15 protein-coding genes, 6 tRNA genes and 1 pseudogene are annotated in these 20,399 nt (G+C 61.0%); 16 read left to right on the forward strand and 6 right to left on the reverse strand.

What is annotated here, in order from left to right:
- Nucleotides 1-187: 187 nt before the first annotated feature.
- A tRNA-Ser gene (locus GH665_RS07805) sits at nt 188-281 on the forward strand.
- 102 nt (nt 282-383) lie between these two features.
- Here GH665_RS07805 and GH665_RS07810 read toward each other — a convergent pair.
- From GH665_RS07810 to GH665_RS07820, 3 genes are all read right to left on the reverse strand, one after another.
- A complete protein-coding gene (locus tag GH665_RS07810) occupies nt 384-1,568 on the reverse strand; it encodes a porin (protein WP_153135374.1) in 1,185 nt (394 codons plus the stop codon).
- Between the two features lie 62 nt (nt 1,569-1,630).
- Complete coding sequence (locus tag GH665_RS07815) at nt 1,631-4,054, reverse strand: glycoside hydrolase family 31 protein (protein WP_153135375.1); 2,424 nt, start codon at nt 4,052-4,054, stop codon at nt 1,631-1,633.
- Nucleotides 4,055-4,073: 19 nt separating this feature from the next.
- Complete coding sequence (locus GH665_RS07820; RefSeq protein ID WP_153135376.1) at nt 4,074-5,360, reverse strand: MFS transporter; 1,287 nt, start codon at nt 5,358-5,360, stop codon at nt 4,074-4,076.
- 830 nt (nt 5,361-6,190) lie between these two features.
- Here GH665_RS07820 and GH665_RS07825 point away from each other — a divergent pair.
- Nucleotides 6,191-6,538, forward strand: a complete 348-nt coding sequence (locus tag GH665_RS07825) for a hypothetical protein (RefSeq protein WP_153135377.1) — start codon at nt 6,191-6,193, stop codon at nt 6,536-6,538.
- A gap of 199 nt (nt 6,539-6,737) precedes the next feature.
- Here the strand turns inward: GH665_RS07825 and GH665_RS07830 are convergent.
- Nucleotides 6,738-6,939, reverse strand: a pseudogene (locus tag GH665_RS07830) (SDR family oxidoreductase); the annotation flags it as partial.
- Between the two features lie 126 nt (nt 6,940-7,065).
- Here GH665_RS07830 and GH665_RS07835 point away from each other — a divergent pair.
- The 5 genes from GH665_RS07835 (at nt 7,066) to GH665_RS07855 (ending at nt 13,678) form a co-directional block, all read left to right on the forward strand.
- On the forward strand, nt 7,066-9,060 hold the full coding sequence (locus GH665_RS07835; RefSeq protein WP_153135378.1) for an extracellular solute-binding protein: 1,995 nt from the start codon (nt 7,066-7,068) through the stop codon (nt 9,058-9,060).
- Nucleotides 9,061-9,100: 40 nt separating this feature from the next.
- Nucleotides 9,101-10,141 (forward strand): microcin C ABC transporter permease YejB, encoded by a 1,041-nt coding sequence (locus tag GH665_RS07840; protein WP_153135379.1) that lies wholly within the window; start codon nt 9,101-9,103, stop codon nt 10,139-10,141.
- A complete protein-coding gene (locus GH665_RS07845) occupies nt 10,138-11,244 on the forward strand; it encodes an ABC transporter permease (RefSeq protein WP_153135380.1) in 1,107 nt (368 codons plus the stop codon). The genes GH665_RS07840 and GH665_RS07845 overlap by 4 nt, the downstream gene beginning before the upstream one ends.
- Nucleotides 11,241-12,875, forward strand: a complete 1,635-nt coding sequence (locus GH665_RS07850) for an ABC transporter ATP-binding protein (protein ID WP_246216163.1) — start codon at nt 11,241-11,243, stop codon at nt 12,873-12,875. Before GH665_RS07845 ends, GH665_RS07850 begins: the two co-directional genes overlap by 4 nt.
- Before the next feature lie 137 nt (nt 12,876-13,012).
- Complete coding sequence (locus GH665_RS07855; RefSeq protein ID WP_153135381.1) at nt 13,013-13,678, forward strand: C40 family peptidase; 666 nt, start codon at nt 13,013-13,015, stop codon at nt 13,676-13,678.
- Nucleotides 13,679-13,869: 191 nt separating this feature from the next.
- Here GH665_RS07855 and GH665_RS07860 read toward each other — a convergent pair whose 3' ends face one another.
- On the reverse strand, nt 13,870-14,820 hold the full coding sequence (locus GH665_RS07860) for a patatin-like phospholipase family protein (protein WP_153135382.1): 951 nt from the start codon (nt 14,818-14,820) through the stop codon (nt 13,870-13,872).
- 425 nt (nt 14,821-15,245) lie between these two features.
- Here GH665_RS07860 and gltX point away from each other — a divergent pair, with 425 nt between their 5' ends.
- The 7 genes from gltX (at nt 15,246) to GH665_RS07895 (ending at nt 18,161) form a co-directional block, all read left to right on the forward strand.
- The gene (gene gltX, locus GH665_RS07865) at nt 15,246-16,655 is read left to right on the forward strand and encodes a glutamate--tRNA ligase (RefSeq protein ID WP_153135383.1); all 1,410 of its coding nucleotides are present in this window, start codon (nt 15,246-15,248) and stop codon (nt 16,653-16,655) included.
- 122 nt (nt 16,656-16,777) lie between these two features.
- Nucleotides 16,778-16,853 (forward strand) — tRNA-Ala (locus GH665_RS07870).
- Between the two features lie 159 nt (nt 16,854-17,012).
- A tRNA-Glu gene (locus GH665_RS07875) sits at nt 17,013-17,088 on the forward strand.
- Between the two features lie 82 nt (nt 17,089-17,170).
- Nucleotides 17,171-17,247, forward strand: a tRNA-Asp gene (locus tag GH665_RS07880).
- A gap of 61 nt (nt 17,248-17,308) precedes the next feature.
- A tRNA-Glu gene (locus GH665_RS07885) sits at nt 17,309-17,384 on the forward strand.
- Nucleotides 17,385-17,466: 82 nt separating this feature from the next.
- Nucleotides 17,467-17,543, forward strand: a tRNA-Asp gene (locus GH665_RS07890).
- A 153-nt stretch (nt 17,544-17,696) separates the two neighbouring features.
- Nucleotides 17,697-18,161, forward strand: coding sequence for a GNAT family N-acetyltransferase (locus tag GH665_RS07895; RefSeq protein WP_074283062.1), 465 nt, complete (start codon nt 17,697-17,699; stop codon nt 18,159-18,161).
- 32 nt (nt 18,162-18,193) lie between these two features.
- Here the strand turns inward: GH665_RS07895 and GH665_RS07900 are convergent, their stop codons facing one another.
- Nucleotides 18,194-19,066, reverse strand: coding sequence for an AraC family transcriptional regulator (locus GH665_RS07900; RefSeq protein ID WP_153135384.1), 873 nt, complete (start codon nt 19,064-19,066; stop codon nt 18,194-18,196).
- 222 nt (nt 19,067-19,288) lie between these two features.
- On the opposite strand from GH665_RS07900, the gene rraA reads away from it, so the two are divergent.
- A complete protein-coding gene (gene rraA, locus GH665_RS07905) occupies nt 19,289-19,783 on the forward strand; it encodes a ribonuclease E activity regulator RraA (RefSeq protein ID WP_028199407.1) in 495 nt (164 codons plus the stop codon).
- 55 nt (nt 19,784-19,838) lie between these two features.
- A complete protein-coding gene (locus tag GH665_RS07910; protein WP_153135385.1) occupies nt 19,839-20,240 on the forward strand; it encodes a gamma-glutamylcyclotransferase family protein in 402 nt (133 codons plus the stop codon).
- Nucleotides 20,241-20,399: the final 159 nt, after the last annotated feature.

Genomic DNA, 20,399 nt, shown 5'->3' on the forward strand with positions numbered 1-20,399 from the left:
CACGAGGTGGGACGTACAAGCGCGTCTCACCTCTGAATGCTCGACGGTATGGCCGGCCAATGTGAATAAATTGCGTCGGTGATGACAAAACTGGCACAAAAAATGTCCGGTAGACATTGACCTTCGCGGTGCGGCCCGCTATTATCTTGGCTTCGTTGCGCTGACTCCCTGCGCAACCGAAAGTTTGGGAGACGTGGCCGAGAGGTCGAAGGCACTCCCCTGCTAAGGGAGCATCTGGGCCAAAACCTGGATCGAGGGTTCGAATCCCTCCGTCTCCGCCAGCAATGGCGGCAAACCCCGCAGAGTCTAGGCTCTGCGGGGTTTTGTTTTTTCCGCTCCAGAGTTTCCCTCACTCTGAAGCGGCACTCAAGCTGCCGTCGACATCAAAACGCGTGCCGCAACCCCACCATGCCGACGAATTGCGACGGGCCTGACGACGGCGTCGTATTCTGCGAGTCGCCGACAACAGCCACGGCGTCAGTAATGCCCGTCCCGGTACCCGCCGAAACCAGCGTCTTGCCGCGTGCGTGCTGATACGCCTCCAGTGCATATATCGTGGTACGGGTGGAGAGGTTGTACGTCTGCTCGAGCGAAATCTGGTGATAGCGGGCGGCATCGTCGATGCCATTCGCCTTGCTCGCCTGCGTGTAGCTATAACCCGCACCGACAGTCACGGCAGACGTGATCCTGTACGTGGAAATCACGCCGTACGTATTGAACACACCCTCGTCGGTGAATAGCGAACCGGAGCCCGGCGTGTATTGCACGTTCGAATAGTTCACACCGACCATCAGGTCCTGGTGGGTGTAGCGAGCCGCCGCGGCGAAAAGCTGCGCGCTGCGGGCCGTCGCATAGCCGCTGTTTACCGGCGAGTTGACGGCATAGGTGCCGAGCGCCTGGCTCGTTGCGATGTCTTTCAGTTTCACATAGCCCACCGCGATCGCAAACGGCTGGTAGTCGTAGCGAGCCGCGGCGCTGAACTGGCTGCCGCTCGCCACGCTGCCCGGCACGCCGCCCAGACCGTACTGCGCGCTGAATTGCAAACCGGCGAGGTTCGGTGACAGGTAGGTTACCGAGTTGTTGAGGCGCAACGTGGTGTCGAGTGCGTCGAGGTCGCCGGGGTGAGCGCCTGTGGCACCCGTTAGTACACCTGTTGGTCCAAGTGCACCGACCATCTGGAAGTAAGGTGTGTACTGGCGGCCTAGCGTCACCGTCCCATACTTGTCATTGCTCAGTCCGACATACGCCTGTCGATTGAAAATGTAGCCTGAGCTGCTTTGTGCGCCAGTCAGCGAGTTGAAGCCGCTTTCGAGCCGGAAAATCGCCTTCGTGCCGCCGCCAAGATCTTCCGCGCCGAGCAGGCCGAACTTGCTTGCCTGCAAGTTGCCTTGACTCATGTAGAAGTTGGAGTGTCCCTTCTGGTTGCTTGCGTAGCTGAAGGCGTTATCGACGATGCCGTACAGCGTCACGCTACTTTGCGCTGACGCGCCGTTCGACAGCACGGCGCCCGCCAACGGCAGGCACGAGAGGACGAGTGCGCGTGTACGCGCGCGCTTCAATGAGTTCATGGCTAGCAGGTCTCCGGATTAGATATAGAGCGTTGCACTTCAGGTCGGTGATGCATGCGTGATTAGTGGGCGATGGAAATTGACAGACATCGCCAGCCGTCAGCCATGTGGTCGGATACCAGCTTGCCGTCGGTGCAAACGACCGCACGCACGTCGCTTGCCGGCACGAACAGTCGAACTTCTTGCTGCGGCTGCTGAATCCAGCCTTCTCGCGCGACTGAAATGTGCAAGGTGCTCGCGTCGCTTGTAATCGCTACATTCCAGCGGCCTTGCGCGCCCGTGCGCCAGGCTTCGCTTTCACCGTCGTCTTCGATGCAACCGCCGCGAGCGATGCCCGTGCCGGTGTGCGGCACGGCGATGAATGCACGTTCGTCGGCGGGGCGGCCAAAGTGTTGTTCAGCGATGTTCAACGGAATCACGCTGCCCTCGCGCAGCAATGTCGCCGGCTGTTCGAATGGAGCCGGCAGGTTCACCGTCTGACCGCCTTCGAACACCTCGCCGCTCCAGTACGACACCCAATGCGTGGCCGCCGGCAGATAAACGTCGCGCGTCGATTGACCTGGCTCGACCACCGGTGCAACCAGCATCGACGAACCCAGCATCATGTCGTCGCCGTCGACGAGACAGCGCGGATCGTGCGGGAACTCGGCGAACATCGGACGCAATACCGGCTCATAGGCGCTGTGCGATTGCCACAGCAACTCATACAGGTAGGGGATCAGCCGGTAGCGCAGTTTGATCAGATCCGCCACCTGCCGCGTGATTTCGGGATGCATCCAGGGTTCGTTGACCGTACCGTCGTCGTTCCAGGAATGAATGCTGAAACGCGGCAGGAAGACGCCGAAGGCGACCCAGCGGGCGAGCAACTCCGGGCCCGGCGCCGGACCCGAGAATCCGCCGATATCGTGGCCGCTGTTCGACACGCCGGACATGGCGAGTCCGAGGCCCATCTTCAGATTGAAGCGCAGCGTTTCCCACGAGGTGTAGTTGTCGCCGGACCATGTCTGCACATAGCGTTGCATGCCGACCCCGCCTGAGCGGGACACGAGGAGCGGACGACGCTCGGGCGCATGTTCGCGCTGCGCTTCGTGCGAGGCGCGCATCATCAACTGCGTTTGCAGCACCTTTGCCTCGCGTGCCGGATACGGTTGGCCGAAGCCCTGAGCGATCGCGTCGGGAGACCAGATTTCGAATTCGTTGTTGTCGTTCCAGGTTGCCGCGATGCCGTGCTTCAACAGGCTGTCTTTCACGCGGGCTTTCCACCAGTCGATGGTGGCGGGGTTCGTAAAATCCAGATACGCGCCCACTTCGTCCCAGAACTGCACCCATGCCGGATCGCCGTTGCGCGACGCGATCAGCAGGCCGGCGCGCGCCACTTCGTCGAACGCCGGATGATCCTGCAACAGACAGGGTTTGATGTTCGCGCACAGACGCACGCCATGCCCGAGATAGCTTTGCACGAAGCCGTCGATATCGGGAAACTTCTCGTGGTTCCAGTTGAACACATAACGCTTCGCGCCGATCGACGTATAGCCCGACGACAAATGGAATGAATCGCACAGCACGTCGTGCTCGCGGCAGCGCTCGATGAATTCACCCATTCGCTGCTGGGCGTCGGGCGCGTCGGTATAGCTCATCGTCGAGCCCGAGTAGCCCAGGCCCCATTTCGGCATCCAGGCCGGGCGCCCGGTCAGCCACGTAAAGCGGCGCACCGCCTGCAAGGGCGTACCCGCCGACGCGATGAAGTAATAGTCGAGGTCGCCATGTTCGGCGACAAAGTGCCGGTAGTGACCGTGATAGTTGTCGAGCTCGCGGCCCATGTCGAAGCGGCAATCGGCGAGCGTGTCGTAGAACAGGCCGAATCCTGTCGACGTGTGCGGCTGCCACGTGACGTAGAACGGGATGTGCTTGTAGAGCGGGTCCGTGGTGCGTGCGCTATAGCCCATCGCGTCGATGTTGCGCATTTCGTAGGTTTGGTCCGCACGGTTGAGCGAACCGGCGCGCTCTCCGAGACCCACATACATTTCGTCTTTGCGACGCTCGATGTAGTGATACGCGCGCGCATCCCACCAGCCGAAGTTGTACGCCTGGGTCTTCCGATCGCTCATCACGCGATGCCACGCCGCGTCGTGCAGGATGTCCCATGCGCAGAATCCGCCGTCCAGCGTGACGGTCAAACGCACGCGCGCCGTTTCAATGACAACCTGCTCGGCGTCGGCCGATACGTCGAAGCTGGGTGGGGTGAAATCGCTCACGTCCCGGCGTTCGCGGCCTTCGAGCGGAACGTCGTCCGCGCCCGGCGCGATGGACCACGTCCGCGGACCGTGCGTTTCGCCGTCCGGCAACACGAGTACCCGGATGATGTCGTCGGCGAGAACGAACAGTTCAATCCGGCAGTTTTCCTGCGCGGCGAGAACGATGTGATTGCCGGCATGGGCGGCCAGCGAAAAGCGCGGTGGATGTTTCAGATTCGTCAATGAACGCATGATGGGTCTTCGAGTGAGGTCACGCAGCGGGGCTGGCATGGTTGTCGACTTGATGCGGACGCGCGTCGCGAGTGACGCCGCGCATCAGAATGATCAGCAAGGTGGCGCCGATCAGGTCGAACGCGCCGAGGGCGCCGAATAGCGGCGTGTAGCCGATCGAATCGGCGAGCGCGCCGACCAGCAGCGAAAATCCCAGGCCGCCGATCCACGCGGACATCCCGGCAAATCCGGCGACCGTGCCGACTTCGCTGGGGTCGAACACGTCGGCTGCCAGGGTGTTGACGAGCGCCGAGATCATCTGATGCGCGAAGCCGCCCACGCAGAACAGCGCGATTGCCTGGTACGGCGAGGCGACGAGACCGATACATGCGGGTCCGAGCATCATGAAAGCGCCGAGCACGACGCCTGCGATTCGCGAGCCGATCAGCGGCATGCGGAAATGCTTCATCAGGAACGGCGACAGGTAGCCGCCGAACAGTCCGCCGAGGTCGGCGGCCAGAAACGGCAGCCACGCGAACAGCGCGATCTGCTTCAGATCCATGTGGCGCTGCGTTGCGAGGTAAAGGGGGATCCAGAAACTGAAGGTTTGCCACGCGGGTTCGGCGAAGAAACGCGCCTGTGCGATCGCCCAGAAGCGGCGCGTACGCAGTACTTCGCGGATGCTGCGTCGCTGCGGCGCGCCCGGCGTTTGCCCGCTGACAATCGTCTCGCGCTCGGCCTCGCCAATGCGCGGGTGATCGCTCGGCGAGCGGTATAGCACGTACCAGGCGGCGGCCCAGACGAAGCCGAGCGCGCCGGTCACCGCAAATGCGCTTTGCCAGCCGTATCTCAGCGACAGGAAGACGACGAGCGGGGGAGCGAGCAGCGAACCGAGCGACGTGCCCGCATTGAAATAACCCACCGCCACAGATTTCTCGCGATTGGGAAACCACTCCGCGACCACTTTCATGCCTGCCGGAATGGCGACGGCCTCGCTCAACCCCATGAGTCCGCGCAAGGCCGCGAGCGAAAGCCAGCCACTTGCGAAGCCATGCAGGACGCCCGTCAACGACCAAAGGCAGGCAAACAGCGCAAAGCCAAGGCGCAAGCCGATCAGATCGATGACGAGGCCGCATACCGGCTGCATGATCGTATAGCCGACCTGGAACGCACCGACCACGTATGAGTACTGCTTGGTGCTCATGTGCAACAACTGCGTCAACTGAGGCGCCATCACACCGAGGGCGTTGCGCGACAAATAGTTGACGATCGTCCCGGCACACACGAGCGCGATGATCCACCAGCGCAAACCAATGATTGTTTTCAAAATCTGTCTCCGTACCCAATGTGTCCGCTGACTGGCCGCTAACGGCAGGTATGCGCGAATTCGAACATTTAGCGGCGTTTAGTGTCAGTCATCGTATCACTGCCTGAGCGTCGGTGCACCAGGGAAAACCATGGATTAAGTGGTTGAGTTTCTTGAGATATCTATTGAATTAAGCCTTTTGTGGCATGTCATGGTGGCGTTGAGGTCGGACGACCGATGGCCTTGGGAAATTGTGAAAATGTTCTTTCGAACATCAAATGTTCGTTTTGGTGGCTGTGCGGAAGAGCGTGGCAGGGCGTTGTAGCAATCGCGGCTGGGAGCGATTGGACGACCAGGCGCTTTGCAATCCCATCTGGTCTTACAAGGCGAAGGCGGACGCCCATGAATCGGGTTTGTGCGAACGTGCAGGAGGGGAACGGCGATCGGGTAGGGGGCGGACGGGTTCCGGCGTTCATCCGGGCTTGTCACGTACCGCCAAAATACTTCGATATCCTACCGATTGAGGTGATTCGGCAGGCCACAGTTGCGAAAGTGATCCAGATGTCGGCGACCGGATGGCCTAGCGTAGGAGGGAGCAGCGGCGAGGGTAGTGAGGGCAGTGAAACAGGGGCAATTTACCAACAGATGGGTGCCTAAGAGTGAGGCGACAGTGAGGTGGCTCGATTACGCCGCCACGACTTTTTCACCAAACCTTTGTCCAATGTAACGAGACGTAACGAGGCGGCCAGCGGTGCGATGTTATGCATCAGTTATTACAAAGTTGAAATACGCGGACGGCTGCCTTGCGCTATATTTCGGCCAACAACACACATTCTTCAAAAGGGTGATCAATGAAGTCCGCACGTATTGTTCCGCTTCTGATCGGGGTTCTCGGGTTGGCTGCGTCGGGTGCTGCAATGGCCGGCGGTCTCAGCGTCGGCGTCAACATCGGTATCCCCGCGCCGGTCTACGTCGCTCCGGCTCCGGTCTATGCCCCGCCGCCGCCGCCTCCGCCGCCTGTTGTCTACCAACCGGCTCCCGTGTATTACGGCGGCCCCGCGATTGTGATCGGCTGGCACGGCGACCGCTACTGGGATGGCCGCCGCTACTGGGCGCGTGACGACTGGTACCGTCGTCATCCGCCGGGCCGCTACGACTACGGCCGTGATCATTACGACAATCGTCGCGGCTGGCATTGAGCCATTAAGAAGCTGGAGCCGACGCGATTGCCGCGTCAAAAAAACCGCCCGTTCCGGGCGGTTTTTTTATTGCACTCGCGAAACCCGCAAACCGAGCCGAAAGTGCCCGGTGAACATTGCAGGCGCGGTGCATCGTGCCCGGTTAGTCGGCTATGGTCGCGATGCCGCCGACCACCGTATTAAAGCCGCTATCTACGTCGTCGTCGACAACGTCGCACGGGAACACAGGTCGTTGCCGGATTCGGTGGCGAACCTGGTGATGCGCTTCTGAAAGCGTTCGCCGGTATATGTGGATGCCAGTTCGGCGCCTTCTCGCCGGCAGGCTTGCGCGATGCCATACGCAATCGAACGGTTCGACAGCAGGCCGGCGGCAGGATCGGCTTACCAGCGGGGAAGCCAATGAATTCTCCCAATGAGGTCTGCTTACCACGCACCTCAACGCCGCGGCGATGAGATGTGCGGATTGCGCAGCTTTATTGGGTAGAATCCTCTCACATTGCAATTGCCTACTGACCAACAAGGCCCTTATGACAACTGGCTCGCGATGGGTTCAAACGCCTCGTGCACTTTGGTGCCGTGTGATTCACAGGCTATCGCGTGTCGGTCTACCGGTTGTGCCGCAGGTTGTGTCGCGGGTTGTGCCTCACACCTGGCGCGAGGCATGCGCCGCCGCGCTGTGCGGCGGGTTCGTCCTGGCCGGTCTGCTCGCGGCACCCGCGGCCCACGCGGTCTATGCGATCGCCCAATACGGCGAACCGAAATATCCCGCGGGTTTCAAGCACTTCGACTACGTCAACCCGGATGCCCCCAAAGGCGGCACGCTGGTGATGGCCAATCCGAGCCGGCTCACCAGCTTCGATAAATTCAACCCGTTCACGCTGCGCGGCAATCCGGCCCCGGGCCTGGAGATGCTGTTCGAGAGCCTGACCATCGGCAGCAGCGACGAAGTGGCCAGCGCCTACGGCTTGCTTGCCGACGATATCAATATCGCGCCCGACGGCCTCTCGACCACCTTCCATATCAATCCGCGCGCACGTTTTTCGAACGGCGATCCGGTTACCGCCGACGACGTCAAGTTTTCGCTCGACACATTGAAGAGCCCGCAGGCCGCGCCGCAGTTCGCATCGATCTTCGGCGAGATCACGCGCGCGGTAGTCGTGGATCCGCATACGATCCGCTTCGAGTTTCATCAACGCAATCGCGAGTTGCCGCTGCTGGTGGGCAGCATGCCGGTGTTCTCACGCAAGTGGGGAATGAAGCCGGACGGCAGCCGGATTGCGTTCGATCAATTGGCCTTCGAAAAACCGATTGCCAGCGGACCTTATCTGATCGATCAGTACGACAACGGTCGCACGATTACGTATCGGCGCGATCCGAATTATTGGGGGGCGACGTTGCCGGTGCGGGTTGGCACCAATAATTTCGATCGGATCGTCTATAAGCTGTATTCGGATAATGTCGCGCGGCTGGAAGCGTTCAAGGCGGGCGAATACGATGCAATGGTCGAATACATCGCACGCAATTGGGTGCGGCGCGACGTCGGCAAGAAATTCGATAGTGGCGAGTTGATCAAGCGCGAATTTCCGCAGCATAACGGCACCGGCATGCAGGGCTTCATACTCAATCTGCGCCGGCCATTGTTCCAGGACGTGCGGGTACGTAAGGCGCTCGATCTCGCGTTCGATTTTCAGTGGCTGAACCGCCAGTTGTTCTTCAATCAGTACACGCGTATCGACAGTTTCTTCGCCAATACGGATTTGCAGGCGAAGGGTCTGCCTTCGCCAGGCGAACTCGCGCTCCTCGATCCATGGCGTGCAAAACTCGATCCGGCGGTATTCGGTCCACCGCCGAAGCAGCCGGACACCGATCCGCCGGGTTCGCTGCGCGCCAACCTGCTGCAGGCACGCGCGCTGTTGCAGCAGGCCGGCTGGACCTATCGCGACAACGCGTTGCGTAACGCCCAGGGCCAGCCATTCGAATTCGAAATTCTCGATGACTCCAGCTCCGAAGCGGCGATGTCGCCGATCGTCGCAACGTACATTCGTAACCTGCAAAAACTGGGCATCAAGGCGACGTTTCGCGTATCCGACTTCGCGGTCTATCAGAAGCGTCTGGATTCATTCGACTTCGACACGACCACGATCCGCATGCCGGACGTACAGGTGCCCGGCTCGGAGCAGATCGAACGATACGGCAGCAAGGCTGCGGACACGCCCGGCTCGGACAACATAATCGGACTCAAGTCGCCGGCCGTCGACGCGATCCTGAAAGCGCTCGTGCGTGCACAGACGCTCGAGCAACTGGTCGACGCGACGCATGCGCTCGACCGCGTGCTGATGCATGGCTACTATGTGATTCCGCAGTGGTACAGCGCCACGCACCGGATCGCCTTCAAGCGAGGTCTCGCGTGGCCCAAAACCTTGCCTCTGTACTATGGCGCGGAAGGCTGGATCACGACGATGTGGTGGTATGCACAGCCACAATCGCCGCAACTGCCGCAGCCGCAATCTGAGGCGCATTAAAGCGTCATTCATTCACTGCCTTCGCACCGGAACCGACGCCATGTGGAGCTACATCCTCAAACGCCTGCTGTTGATGATTCCGACCTTGCTCGGCGTGCTGACGCTGACCTTCGTCGTGATCCAGTTCGTCCCGGGCGGCCCGGTCGAGCAGATGCAGCACGAACTGCGCAAAGGCGCGGAGAACGGCGCGCCGTTCGGTTTGCGCTCGCATAGCGGCGTAGACGCGCAGCAGATCGCGCAACTGAAAGTGCTGTATGGCTTCGACAAGCCGCCGCTCGAGCGCTATGTCCTGATGCTAAAACGCTTCGCGACATTCGACCTCGGTCAGAGCTATTTCCGCCACCAAAGCGTGTGGTCGCTGATCATTTCGAAGTTACCGGTATCGATCAGCATTGGCTTATGGACCTTCTTTCTGACCTACCTGATATCGGTGCCGCTGGGGATAGCCAAGGCTGTGCGCAACGGTTCGCGCTTCGATTTCGCGACGAGCCTCGTCGTGCTGGTCGGTTACGCGATTCCGGGCTTTGTGCTGGGCGTGCTGTTGCTGGTGCTGTTCGGCGGCGGCAGCTTCCTGCAACTCTTCCCGCTGCGCAATCTCACCTCGGACAACTGGGCGCAGTTGAGTTGGGGCGGCAAGATTCTGGATTACCTGTGGCACATCACGTTGCCGATCACGGCCTCGGTGGTGGGCAGCTTCGCTGTCGTCACGATGCTGACGAAAAACGCCTTCCTCGATGAAATCCGCAAGCAGTACGTGCTGACCGCGCGTGCCAAAGGATTGTCGGAAAAGCGCGTGCTGTGGAAGCACGTGTTTCGCAATGCAATGCTGCCCTTGATCGTCGGTTTTCCATCGGCGTTCATCGCAGCGTTCTTCACCGGCAGCCTGCTGATTGAGACGCTGTTTTCGCTCGACGGACTCGGCCTGCTGTCGTACGAATCCGTGGTGCGGCGCGACTATCCGGTGGTGCTCGGCACCTTGTATCTGTTCACACTGATCGGTCTTGCGACCAATCTGATTTCCGATCTTTGCTATGTGTGGGTCGATCCCCGCATCCAATTCGAACAACTGGAGCGCAGATGAATCGAGCCCGCCTTTCAACCGATGCGGCGGCGCGCACCGAACCGGCTCGCGCATTCGTCTCGCCAACGCCTTGGCGACGCATCTGGCGGCGTTTTCGCCAGCAGCGCCTGGGCTACTGGAGCCTGATCATATTCGTCGTCGCGTTCGCGGCGAGCCTCGCCGGGCCGCTGTGGTCGAACGACAAGCCGCTCGTGGTGCGCTACGAAGGGCAAATGTATTTCCCGATGTTCAAGACATACGCGGAGACCACATTCGGCGGCGACTTTCCGACGCCGGCCGATTATCTCGATCCGTATATCAGGCATCGTTTCGACGCGCCGGGTAATTTCGCGGTGTATCCGCCGAACCCGTACTACTACGACACGCTGAATTATTTCTCGAAAGCGCCAAACCCGGCGCCGCCGTCGCGCGACAACTGGCTCGGTACCGACGACCGTGGCCGCGATCTGTTCGCGCGTCTTCTGTATGGTTTCCGCGTGTCGGTCGAATTCGGCCTGGTGCTGACCTTGATTGGTACGATACTTGGCGTTGCCGCGGGCGCGGTGCAGGGATATTTCGGAGGACGTATCGACATTGTCGGGCAGCGCCTGATCGAAATCTGGACCGCGATGCCGCAGCTGTATCTTTTGATCATTTTCGCTTCGATCTTCGAGCCGGGCTTCGTTCTGTTGATCGTGCTGCTGTCGCTGTTTGGCTGGGTCGGCCTCGCGGCCTACGTGCGCGCGGAGTTTCTGCGCAATCGCCAGCAGGACTATGTGCGCGCGGCGCGGGCGATCGGCCTGTCGAACTGGCAGATCATGTGGCGGCACATACTGCCGAACAGTCTGACACCGGTGATCACATTCCTGCCATTCACCATGAGCGGCTCGATTCTTGCGCTCACCAGCCTCGATTTTCTCGGCCTCGGCGTGCCGTCGCCGACGCCTAGCCTGGGTGAACTGCTTGCACAGGGCAAAGCGAATCTCGACGCGTGGTGGATCTCGTTATCCACCTTCGGCGTGCTGGTCGTGTTGCTCCTGCTTCTGACCTTCATGGGCGATGCGCTGCGCAATGCGCTGGATACCCGTATTGCTGACGCCATGCGCGCCGGAGGCAGCCAGTGAGCACCAAGGTTCAGAACGACGCAAAACACGGCATCACGCCGCCGCTGCTGGAACTCGATCGTCTGCATGTGGCCTTCGGCGAGACCGTCGCGGTGAACGACGTAACGCTCGCGATTCAACGCGGCGAGCGGGTCGCGCTGGTCGGTGAGTCGGGCTCGGGCAAGAGCGTGACCGCGCTGTCGATCCTGCGTCTGTTAAGCGATGCGCAGGTGAGCGGGGCGATCCGCTTCGACGGTCAGGATCTGCTTGCCAAAAGCGAGCGTGAGATGCGTGGCATGCGCGGCTCGGATATCGCGATGATCTTCCAGGAGCCGATGACCGCCCTCAATCCGCTCTATACGGTGGGGGACCAGATCGCGGAGACGATCGTCGTGCACGACGGCGTCGCGGCGAACGAAGCGCGCAAGCGCGCCGTGGCGCTGTTGGGGCGCACGGGTATCTCGGAGCCCGGCAAGCGCGTGAATAGCTATCCGCATCAGCTTTCGGGCGGTCAGCGGCAGCGCGCGATGATCGCGATGGCGCTCGCGTGCCGTCCGCGTCTGTTGCTTGCCGATGAACCGACTACGGCGCTCGACGTGACGATCCGCGCGCAGATCGTCGAGTTGCTGCTGGAGTTGCAACGCGACGAAGCTGAAAAGCGCGGCATGGCGGTGCTGTTGATCACGCACGACCTCAATCTGGTACGTCATTTCGCGCAACGTATCGCGGTGATGGAGAAGGGCGTGCTGGTGGAGAGCGGGTCCGTCGAGCAGGTGTTCGAAGCGCCGCAGCATCCGTACACACAACGCCTGCTGGCGAGCCGTCCGGAGCGCACGGTGGTCCCCGTGCTGCCGATTTCACCCGTGCTGCTCGAAGCACGCGACGTCTCGGTCGACTTCAAAACGAAACTTCCGGGCGTGAGCGGCTGGTTTCGCTCGGGGCATTTCCGCGCGGTCGCCGATGCGAGTGTGTCGGTGCGCCAGGGCGAGACGCTGGGCATCGTCGGCGAATCGGGTTCGGGCAAATCGACGCTGGCGATGGCCCTGCTCGGTCTGCAACACACTACGCACGGCGAGATCGAGTTTCAGGGCAGGGCGCTTGGCAGCTATCGCGGCACAGAACAGACCACCTTACGCTCGAATATGCAAGTTGTCTTTCAGGACCCGTTCAGTTCACTTTCACCGCGCCAGACCATTGAACGGATCGTCGGAGAAGGGCTCGCGTTGCATCGGCCGCAAATGAGCCAGGAGGCGCGGCGCGACAAGGTGGTGTCGGTCCTGCGCGAAGTCGGTTTGGATCGGACCGTGTTGTACCGCTATCCGCATGAGTTCTCCGGCGGCCAGCGTCAGCGGATTGCGATCGCGCGCGCGTTGGTGCTGGAGCCGCGCATCCTGATCCTCGACGAACCGACCAGCGCGCTCGACGTGTCGATCCAGCAGCAGGTGCTGAAACTGCTCGCCGGATTGCAGCAGAAGTACAACCTCGGCTTCGTTTTCATCAGCCACGATCTGGCCGTGATCGGGGCGATGGCACATCGTGTTGCGGTCATGCAAAACGGTTCGATCGTCGAAAGCGGCGACGTTGAGCAGATTTTTGCGACACCGGCGCACCCTTACACTCGAAAGCTGCTGAAAGCGGCGCTGGATCACTGATTTTGCACTCTTTCACCAATTGGGTGCGTGTCTCGATTGTATTTTTCTATTTGTTTTGACACACGAATACTTACTGGCTAGTATCGACCAAACTTTTTTTCGTAGCCCACTGATTTTTAGGCAAAAAATACCGACCAATGCAGCACAGAAACCTAACCCAGGCTTGCACGCGCGTCGTCGCCGGGATGTTCATTGGCGTCTTGATGGCAGCAGCTCCCGGCGCGTTCGCCGACGAAGTAAGCAGTTTGAATCAGAATGCCTCATATTCGACCCCCACCGGGTCGAATTCTTTGTCCCCTCTCAGTTCGCAACCGGCCGCTGCCGACAACGACGGCGGCGCCAAATCGTTCCTGTCCGGCATGGCCGGCAAAGCGGGCGACGTGGTGGTCGGTGCGCTGAACATGATCGGCGTTCGCTACCGTTGGGGTGGTAATACGCCCGATTCGGGGCTCGATTGCAGCGGGTTCGTTCGCTACGTGTTCCAGGACACGCTCGGTATGGCGCTGCCGCGTCGCGCCGAGGAAATGAGCCGCGTGGGCGAAAAGGTTCGCGTGAGCGACCTGAAGCCGGGCGATCTGGTGTTCTTCAATACGATGCGCCGTACGTTCTCGCACGTGGGCATCTACATCGGCGACAACAAGTTCGTGCATTCGCCTTCCACGGGCAGCACGATCCGCGTCGACGATATGGATAGCGGTTACTGGGAAAAGCGCTTCACGGGCGCACGCCGGATCGAAACGTCCTATCAGGACGGTGAAGATCTGCGCAAGCGCGTGAATGCTTCGATCGGCGGTAATCAGTAACTGATTCGGCCCGCACGGGTAGTTCTGGTGTGAAAAAAGCCTGCTTCGTCTGAAGCAGGCTTTTTTCGTTTGGGTGCTTGCCGAGGTGCCGGCGAGTCTTTCGGGCTGTACTCCAGTCCGATTCGACGCGATGCGCGTGACGGGAGTTGGAGTACGCCGGTCGGTTTAACCGGCGTTACCTCCCCGGCGGGTCAGGCCGCGGCGCGGCTCGCGGCGAGCTTGCGCTGCAACTCCGGCATCATCTTCGCCACCGCTTCCTCTCCGGCCAGAATCGCGGCGTTGCGCTGCGAGAAATCGCTGCCGCTCATGGCGGCCAGATTCGGCCGGATCACGACGTCCGCGTACTTGTCGAGTTCGTAGGTCTTGATCGTCTGGCCCATGATCGTGAAGGTTTGCATCAGCACATCGAACGAACTGGCGGTGAGACCGCTTTCCGGGCGCTGCGAGATGTCGACGGCGATCACGAAATCCGCCCCCATCTTGCGTGCGAACGAGGCCGGCACCGGGCTCACCAGGCCACCGTCCACGTATTCATGCCCGCCTATTTTCACAGGCTCGAAAATCGACGGCACGCTGCACGATGCGCGCACGGCAATGCCGGTGTTGCCGCGTTGGAACAGGATCGGCTGACCGGTTCTCAGGTCCGTGGCGACCACGCCGAGGGGCTTGGCCATCTTCTCGATCGGACGATTGTTGAGGGTCGTATTGAGGTAGTTTTGCAGCGCGATGCCTTGCAGAAAACCGCGTGTGCGAAACGGCATGGCCCAGTCGCTGATCGACGCTTCGTCCATGGAAAGCGCGAGCTTGTTCAGCGCAAAGCCGTTCATCCCCGAGGCGTACAGCGCGCCGACTACCGAACCCGCGCTGGTGCCCGCCACCAGGTCGACCTGGATATTGCGGGCCTCCAGCGCCTTGATCACGCCGATGTGCGCGAAGCCGCGCGCGGCGCCGCCGCCTAGCGCGAGCCCGACGCGGATTGGCCGCTGCGGTTTGTCGAGCGGCGGCGTGTTGGCCGTGGGCGTGATGGCGACCGGTGTGCTATCGGTCTTGCTGCCGCCGGTCGTGGTGCAGGCGGCCAGCACCGCGGAGGCGGCCGCCAATGAGAAGTTGCGACGGGCGAGGCGAGGGGATGACGGTTTCAACGGGTTCTCCAGCAACGGCATGGGCGGCGCGCGATCGGAACAACCGGCGCACGCTGTGCCGCAATCAGACGGATAGTCAAACGGACGGGAGCGCCGGCGGCGATCTCATGCGCTGTGGTTCTATCCCGACCCGCAGCGCGCGCACATCATAAATCAAAGCTCCCGGCACGCGTCGGCCTGGTAATGAAACGTTGCAGAGGAAGCGCCCGGACGCGCCGGAGCATGCGCCCCGTGCGTCTCGTGTGCTGCCGCTGGCCGTTCGGACGAGGGCAGGCAAGCCGGGTTCGGAAGGTATAATTCCGCTCTCACATTTATTTCCTGCGTGCCCATGCATGGCGTTTTCTGTTGCATGGGCGCGGTCCGCTGCCGCGCTTTACGGGCAATGTCTGTCACGGCGCCGGCGCCTGTCTTCCGAGTAACCGCTAATGACCACCTCTGTTCGCACCCGTTTCGCACCGAGTCCCACCGGCTTCATCCACCTCGGCAACATTCGCTCCGCGCTTTATCCGTGGGCGTTCGCGCGCAAGATGAAAGGGACCTTCGTGCTGCGGATCGAGGACACCGACGTTGAGCGCTCGAGTACCGAAGCCGTCGACGCCATTCTCGAAGGTATGGAGTGGCTGGGCCTCGATTTCGACGAAGGCCCGTTCTACCAGATGCAGAACATGGACCGTTATCGCGAAGTGCTCAAGCAGATGCTGGATGCCGGTCTTGTGTACCCGTGCTACATGTCGACCGAAGAACTCGACGCATTGCGTGAGCGTCAGCGTGAAGCGGGCGAAAAGCCGCGTTACGACGGTACGTGGCGTCCGGAGCCCGGCAAGGTCTTGCCGGAGCCGCCGGCAGGCGTGCAACCGGTGCTGCGCTTCCGTAATCCGCTGACGGGTGTCGTGGCATGGGACGACGCAGTGAAAGGCCGCATCGAGATCTCGAATGAAGAACTCGACGACCTCGTGGTCGCGCGCCCGGACGGCACGCCGATGTACAACTTCTGTGTGGTGGTAGACGACCTGGACATGCGCATCACGCACGTGATTCGCGGCGACGATCACGTCAACAACACGCCGCGCCAGATCAACATTCTGCGTGCGCTTGGTGCCGAGCCGCCGGTGTATGCGCACTTGCCGACCGTGCTGAACGAGCAGGGCGAGAAGATGAGCAAGCGTCATGGCGCGATGAGCGTAATGGGTTACCGCGATGCCGGTTTTCTGCCGGAAGCGGTGGTCAACTATCTGGCGCGTCTGGGCTGGTCGCATGGTGACGCGGAAATCTTCACGCGCGAGCAGTTCGTCGAATGGTTCGATCTGGAACATCTGGGCAAGTCACCGGCTCAGTACGACCACGACAAGCTGAACTGGCTCAACGCGCACTACATCAAGGAGGCGGACAATGCGCGCCTCGCGGAGCTCGCCAAGCCTTTCTTCGCCGAGTTGGGTATCGACGGAACCGCGATTGCGCAAGGCGCCGATCTGACTTCGGTAGTGGGTTTGCTGAAGGACCGCGCTTCCACGGTAAAGGAAATCGCCGAGAACGCCGCGATGTTCTATCGCGCGCCGGCGCCGGATGCCGAGGCGCTTGCGCAGCACGTCACGGATGTCGTGCGTCCGGCACTCGCCGAGCTGGCTGCATCGCTCAAGACGGTGGAGTGGACCAAGGAGGCGATCGCCGCAGCGTTGAAGGCAACGCTTGGCGCGCACAAGCTGAAGATGCCGCAACTGGCTATGCCGGTTCGTCTGCTGGTGGCGGGCACCACGCATACGCCGTCGATCGACAGTGTACTGATGCTGTTTGGTCGCGATGTTGTCGTGAGCCGTATCGAAAAAGCGTTGGCTTGAGCGCATTCGCGCCTGCCTTGAGAGGGTTTGCATGCGACTTGCGAAAAAAGTCGCATGCAATTGCTCAAAGGGTATTTACAAAGCGCAAATTGGCCTCTAAAATCTCGTTTCTGTTCTGCAAGGGGGGTATAGCTCAGCTGGGAGAGCGCTTGCATGGCATGCAAGAGGTCAGCGGTTCGATCCCGCTTACCTCCACCATCAGAGCAGAGCAGAGTGAAGTCGTTCCGAAGTCTGGAACTTGTAGCAAAAAAGACTTCACAAGCAGCTGTAACGTAGTTAGAATATCGGTCTTTGCTGCATACGAAACGAAATTAGCGTCAGTTAGCAGCAAGATAAAGACAGATCTGAAAAGATTATGTCCCCTTCGTCTAGAGGCCTAGGACATCACCCTTTCACGGTGAGTACAGGGGTTCGAATCCCCTAGGGGACGCCAAACATCAGCGTCGCTTGGTAGCAGTAAAGCAGCGCAGCTTGCAGAGAAAAAACCAACGCTCGCAAGTCATGATAGGCAAACTGGAGTGGTAGTTCAGTTGGTTAGAATACCGGCCTGTCACGCCGGGGGTCGCGGGTTCGAGTCCCGTCCACTCCGCCAGACAAAGCCCGTTCATACGAATCTGAACGGGCTTTTTCATTAAAGGTGTAAGCAGTACGTTGTCCCCTTCGTCTAGAGGCCTAGGACATCACCCTTTCACGGTGAGTACAGGGGTTCGAATCCCCTAGGGGACGCCAGAACATCGGCGTCGTTCGGTTGGCAGTATGAACGGTGCAGTGGTTGAATGAGCACGGCTTACAAACCACGTTGTAAAAATCTGGAGCGGTAGTTCAGTTGGTTAGAATACCGGCCTGTCACGCCGGGGGTCGCGGGTTCGAGTCCCGTCCGCTCCGCCAGATTTTAGAAAGCCCACTTCGAAAGAAGTGGGCTTTTTTTATTTCCGCAGCCGGTCCGCCTGGGTATCGTCCGGGTATGCTCGGGACAAACAGCCATTGCCAGCGCGCGCGGGCTGTTTTACCGTTGAACTGACCCATCTTCGTCGTCCCGCCATGTTCGACCCAACCGAAGCTCCGTCACCGTTTTATCTGCGCCAGGCCAGCATGGACGATTTCGAGTTCGCTGAGGCGCTGACCCGCAACAACATGGGTGGCTACTATCGCCGGCACCATCTGGTCTGGCGTGGCGATCTCTTTCTCGGCAGTTGGCGCGAGTCGGAAAATTTCATTCTCGAAGTGGATGGCGAGCCGATCGGCGTGCTGCGCATCACGCAAGAAGGAGATTCGCTGCACATCCGCGACGTGCAGATTGCCGAAGGGCATCGGCGGCTTGGCGCCGGCACGTATCTGCTCGACATGTCGCATCAGTGGGCGCGCGAGCGCGGGCTACGCGAGTTGCAGTTGCGCGTGTTCGTCGACAATCCTGCCGCGCGGCTGTATCAGCGCAAGGGGTATAAGCTAACCGGGCCGCGTCTCGCGCAACTCGGCGCGATCCGTCATCTGGCGCGGCGCGTCTGACGCATTGCCGCGAGCGGTTATTCCGTACACCGTCACTTCTGCGCGGTCTCTTCGTCCGCTTCCGAAGCAGCACTGCTAGCTGCGCTTTCCACGCGGTGCTCGGCGCCACGCTCGATGAACGCGCGTGGACTTGCGCCGAATGCTCGCCGGAACATTGCCGAGAACGCGCTCTGACTCTGGTAGCCCAGTTCTTGCGCGACGTGTGAAAGCGGCCGCCCTTGACTCAATAGCGGAATCGCACGCGCGAGAATGGCCTGCTGCCGCCATTGCGAAAAACTCACGCCTAACTCCTGACGAAACAACCGGGCGATCGTGCGCGTACTCGCACCGACGCTCGATGCCCATTGTTCGAGCGAGTCGCCGTTCGTCGGGTCGGCGATCACGGCCTCGCACAGTGCGCGCAAGCGCTTCTCGTTGGGCATCGGCACCGATAGCGGCAGCGGCTCGGAGCGCGTCAGCTCGTCGAGCGCGAGCGCGCCTAGCAGCTGCTCGCGTGTCGCTGAAATGCCGGGTGTGTCGAGCGCGGCGATGACTTCGCGCAGCAGATTCGATACTTCAACCACGCGCGGGCTATCCAGTCCGGCCGGGACCGTGCTTTCGGTAATGTAGAGCGTGCGCAGAAACGCGTCTTCGATCGCGACCACTTCGTGCGTCACATGCGGTGGCACCCAGATTGCCCGGGATGGCGGCACCATCCATGTTGTGCCGGTTGTCGCAACCCGCAGCACCCCACGCGACGCATAGGCCACCTGCGCCCACGCATGCGTGTGTCGCGCGATACGCCAGCCCGACGGCATCAGCCGTGAGCGTACGCGAATCGGATGCGATTGCGTCGGCTGGAATTCGGGCGGAATGTCGGCGAAGGGGGTGTTGCTCAACGGGTCCGGGTCAGTGGACGAATTCATATTGAAGATCGATCCAAGGGATGGAACTCAAATAAAGCAGCGCCTGCGAACACGTGGAACCCATGAGCATGGGGCGCCCAGGCACCGCACCTTCGTGCGCGGACCCTGGCGTGCGGCCCCGGCGGTACGGGCTCAAAATTACCGCGGGCTTCTCATTGTAGGTGTTGCGTCGGAATTGACGTTGCATAATGTCCCGATTGCACGGATTCCGAGGAGAACCCCATGAGCTTCGCTACCGCCGACTTGTGCGACGCGCACGAGGACCTACTGGCGCTGGGCACGTTGCGTGTGCTCGAGCCGGTCTTTCATCTCTTCAGCCGTGCCGAGAGTTTCAGCGGCGAGGCGGTGACGCTCAAGGTGTTCGAAGACAACGCGCTCGTGCGCGCCACGCTCGAGGAGAAGGGCGCCGGCCGGGTGCTGGTGGTCGACGGCGGCGGCAGTCTGCGTTGCGCGCTGGTAGGCGGCAACCTCGCGCAAATTGCCGAGCAGAACGGCTGGGCGGGCATCGTGCTGAACGGCTGCGTGCGCGATACGCTGGAGCTCAACGAAATCAACGTCGGGGTGGCGGCGCTGGCGACCTGCCCGCGGCGTGGTCAGAAACTCGGCACCGGTGAACGCGACGTGCCGGTGCAATTGCCGGGCGCGTTGGTGCGTCCGGGCGAGTGGATCTATGCGGATATCGACGGCGTGCTGGTGGCGAGCGCGCCGCTGAACTGAAGCGCCGGCGTCAGCCGGGGCGAGCCGAATTCATCATCAAGGAGAGCAAACGACGATGCAGACCGTTTTTGTATATGGCACGTTGCGTGCCGGCGAAGTGAATGACCTCAGAGAGGCTGCCGCGCGCAACGAAATCGCCGAGCCGAATCTGCTCGGCACGGCCACGGTGCGCGGCCATCTGTTCGACTTCGGCCTGTATCCAGGTCTGGTGGTCGACGAAGCGGGCGTAGACGTCACGGGCGATGTCTACGAAATCGACGATGAACTGGTCGCGGTGCTCGATGAGATCGAAGCGGTGTATCCTGGCGTCGAAGATCGTTTCCTCGCCCGGGAAGTGATGGTGAAAGTAGACGGCAACGTCGTGAACTGCCGTTTCTATCCGGTCTCGCCCAATGCGGTGAAGGGCCTGCCGGAAATCAGATCGGGCGATTGGGTCGAGTATCGCAGCACGCGCTGAGAGACGGCATCGCCGGCCTTCGGCGAGTGCACCACGAGTACGTAGCCAACGCATGGCGAGCACTTCGCGTGCGCATAAAAAAACGGCCCGGCAGGCATGCGCCTGTCGGGCCGTCCGGTCGGTCAGCCTTGCGACCCGGGCCGCTCTTTCATCTTGCGT

Source organism: Paraburkholderia agricolaris (assembly GCF_009455635.1).
GTDB classification, from domain to species: Bacteria; Pseudomonadota; Gammaproteobacteria; order Burkholderiales; family Burkholderiaceae; genus Paraburkholderia; species Paraburkholderia agricolaris.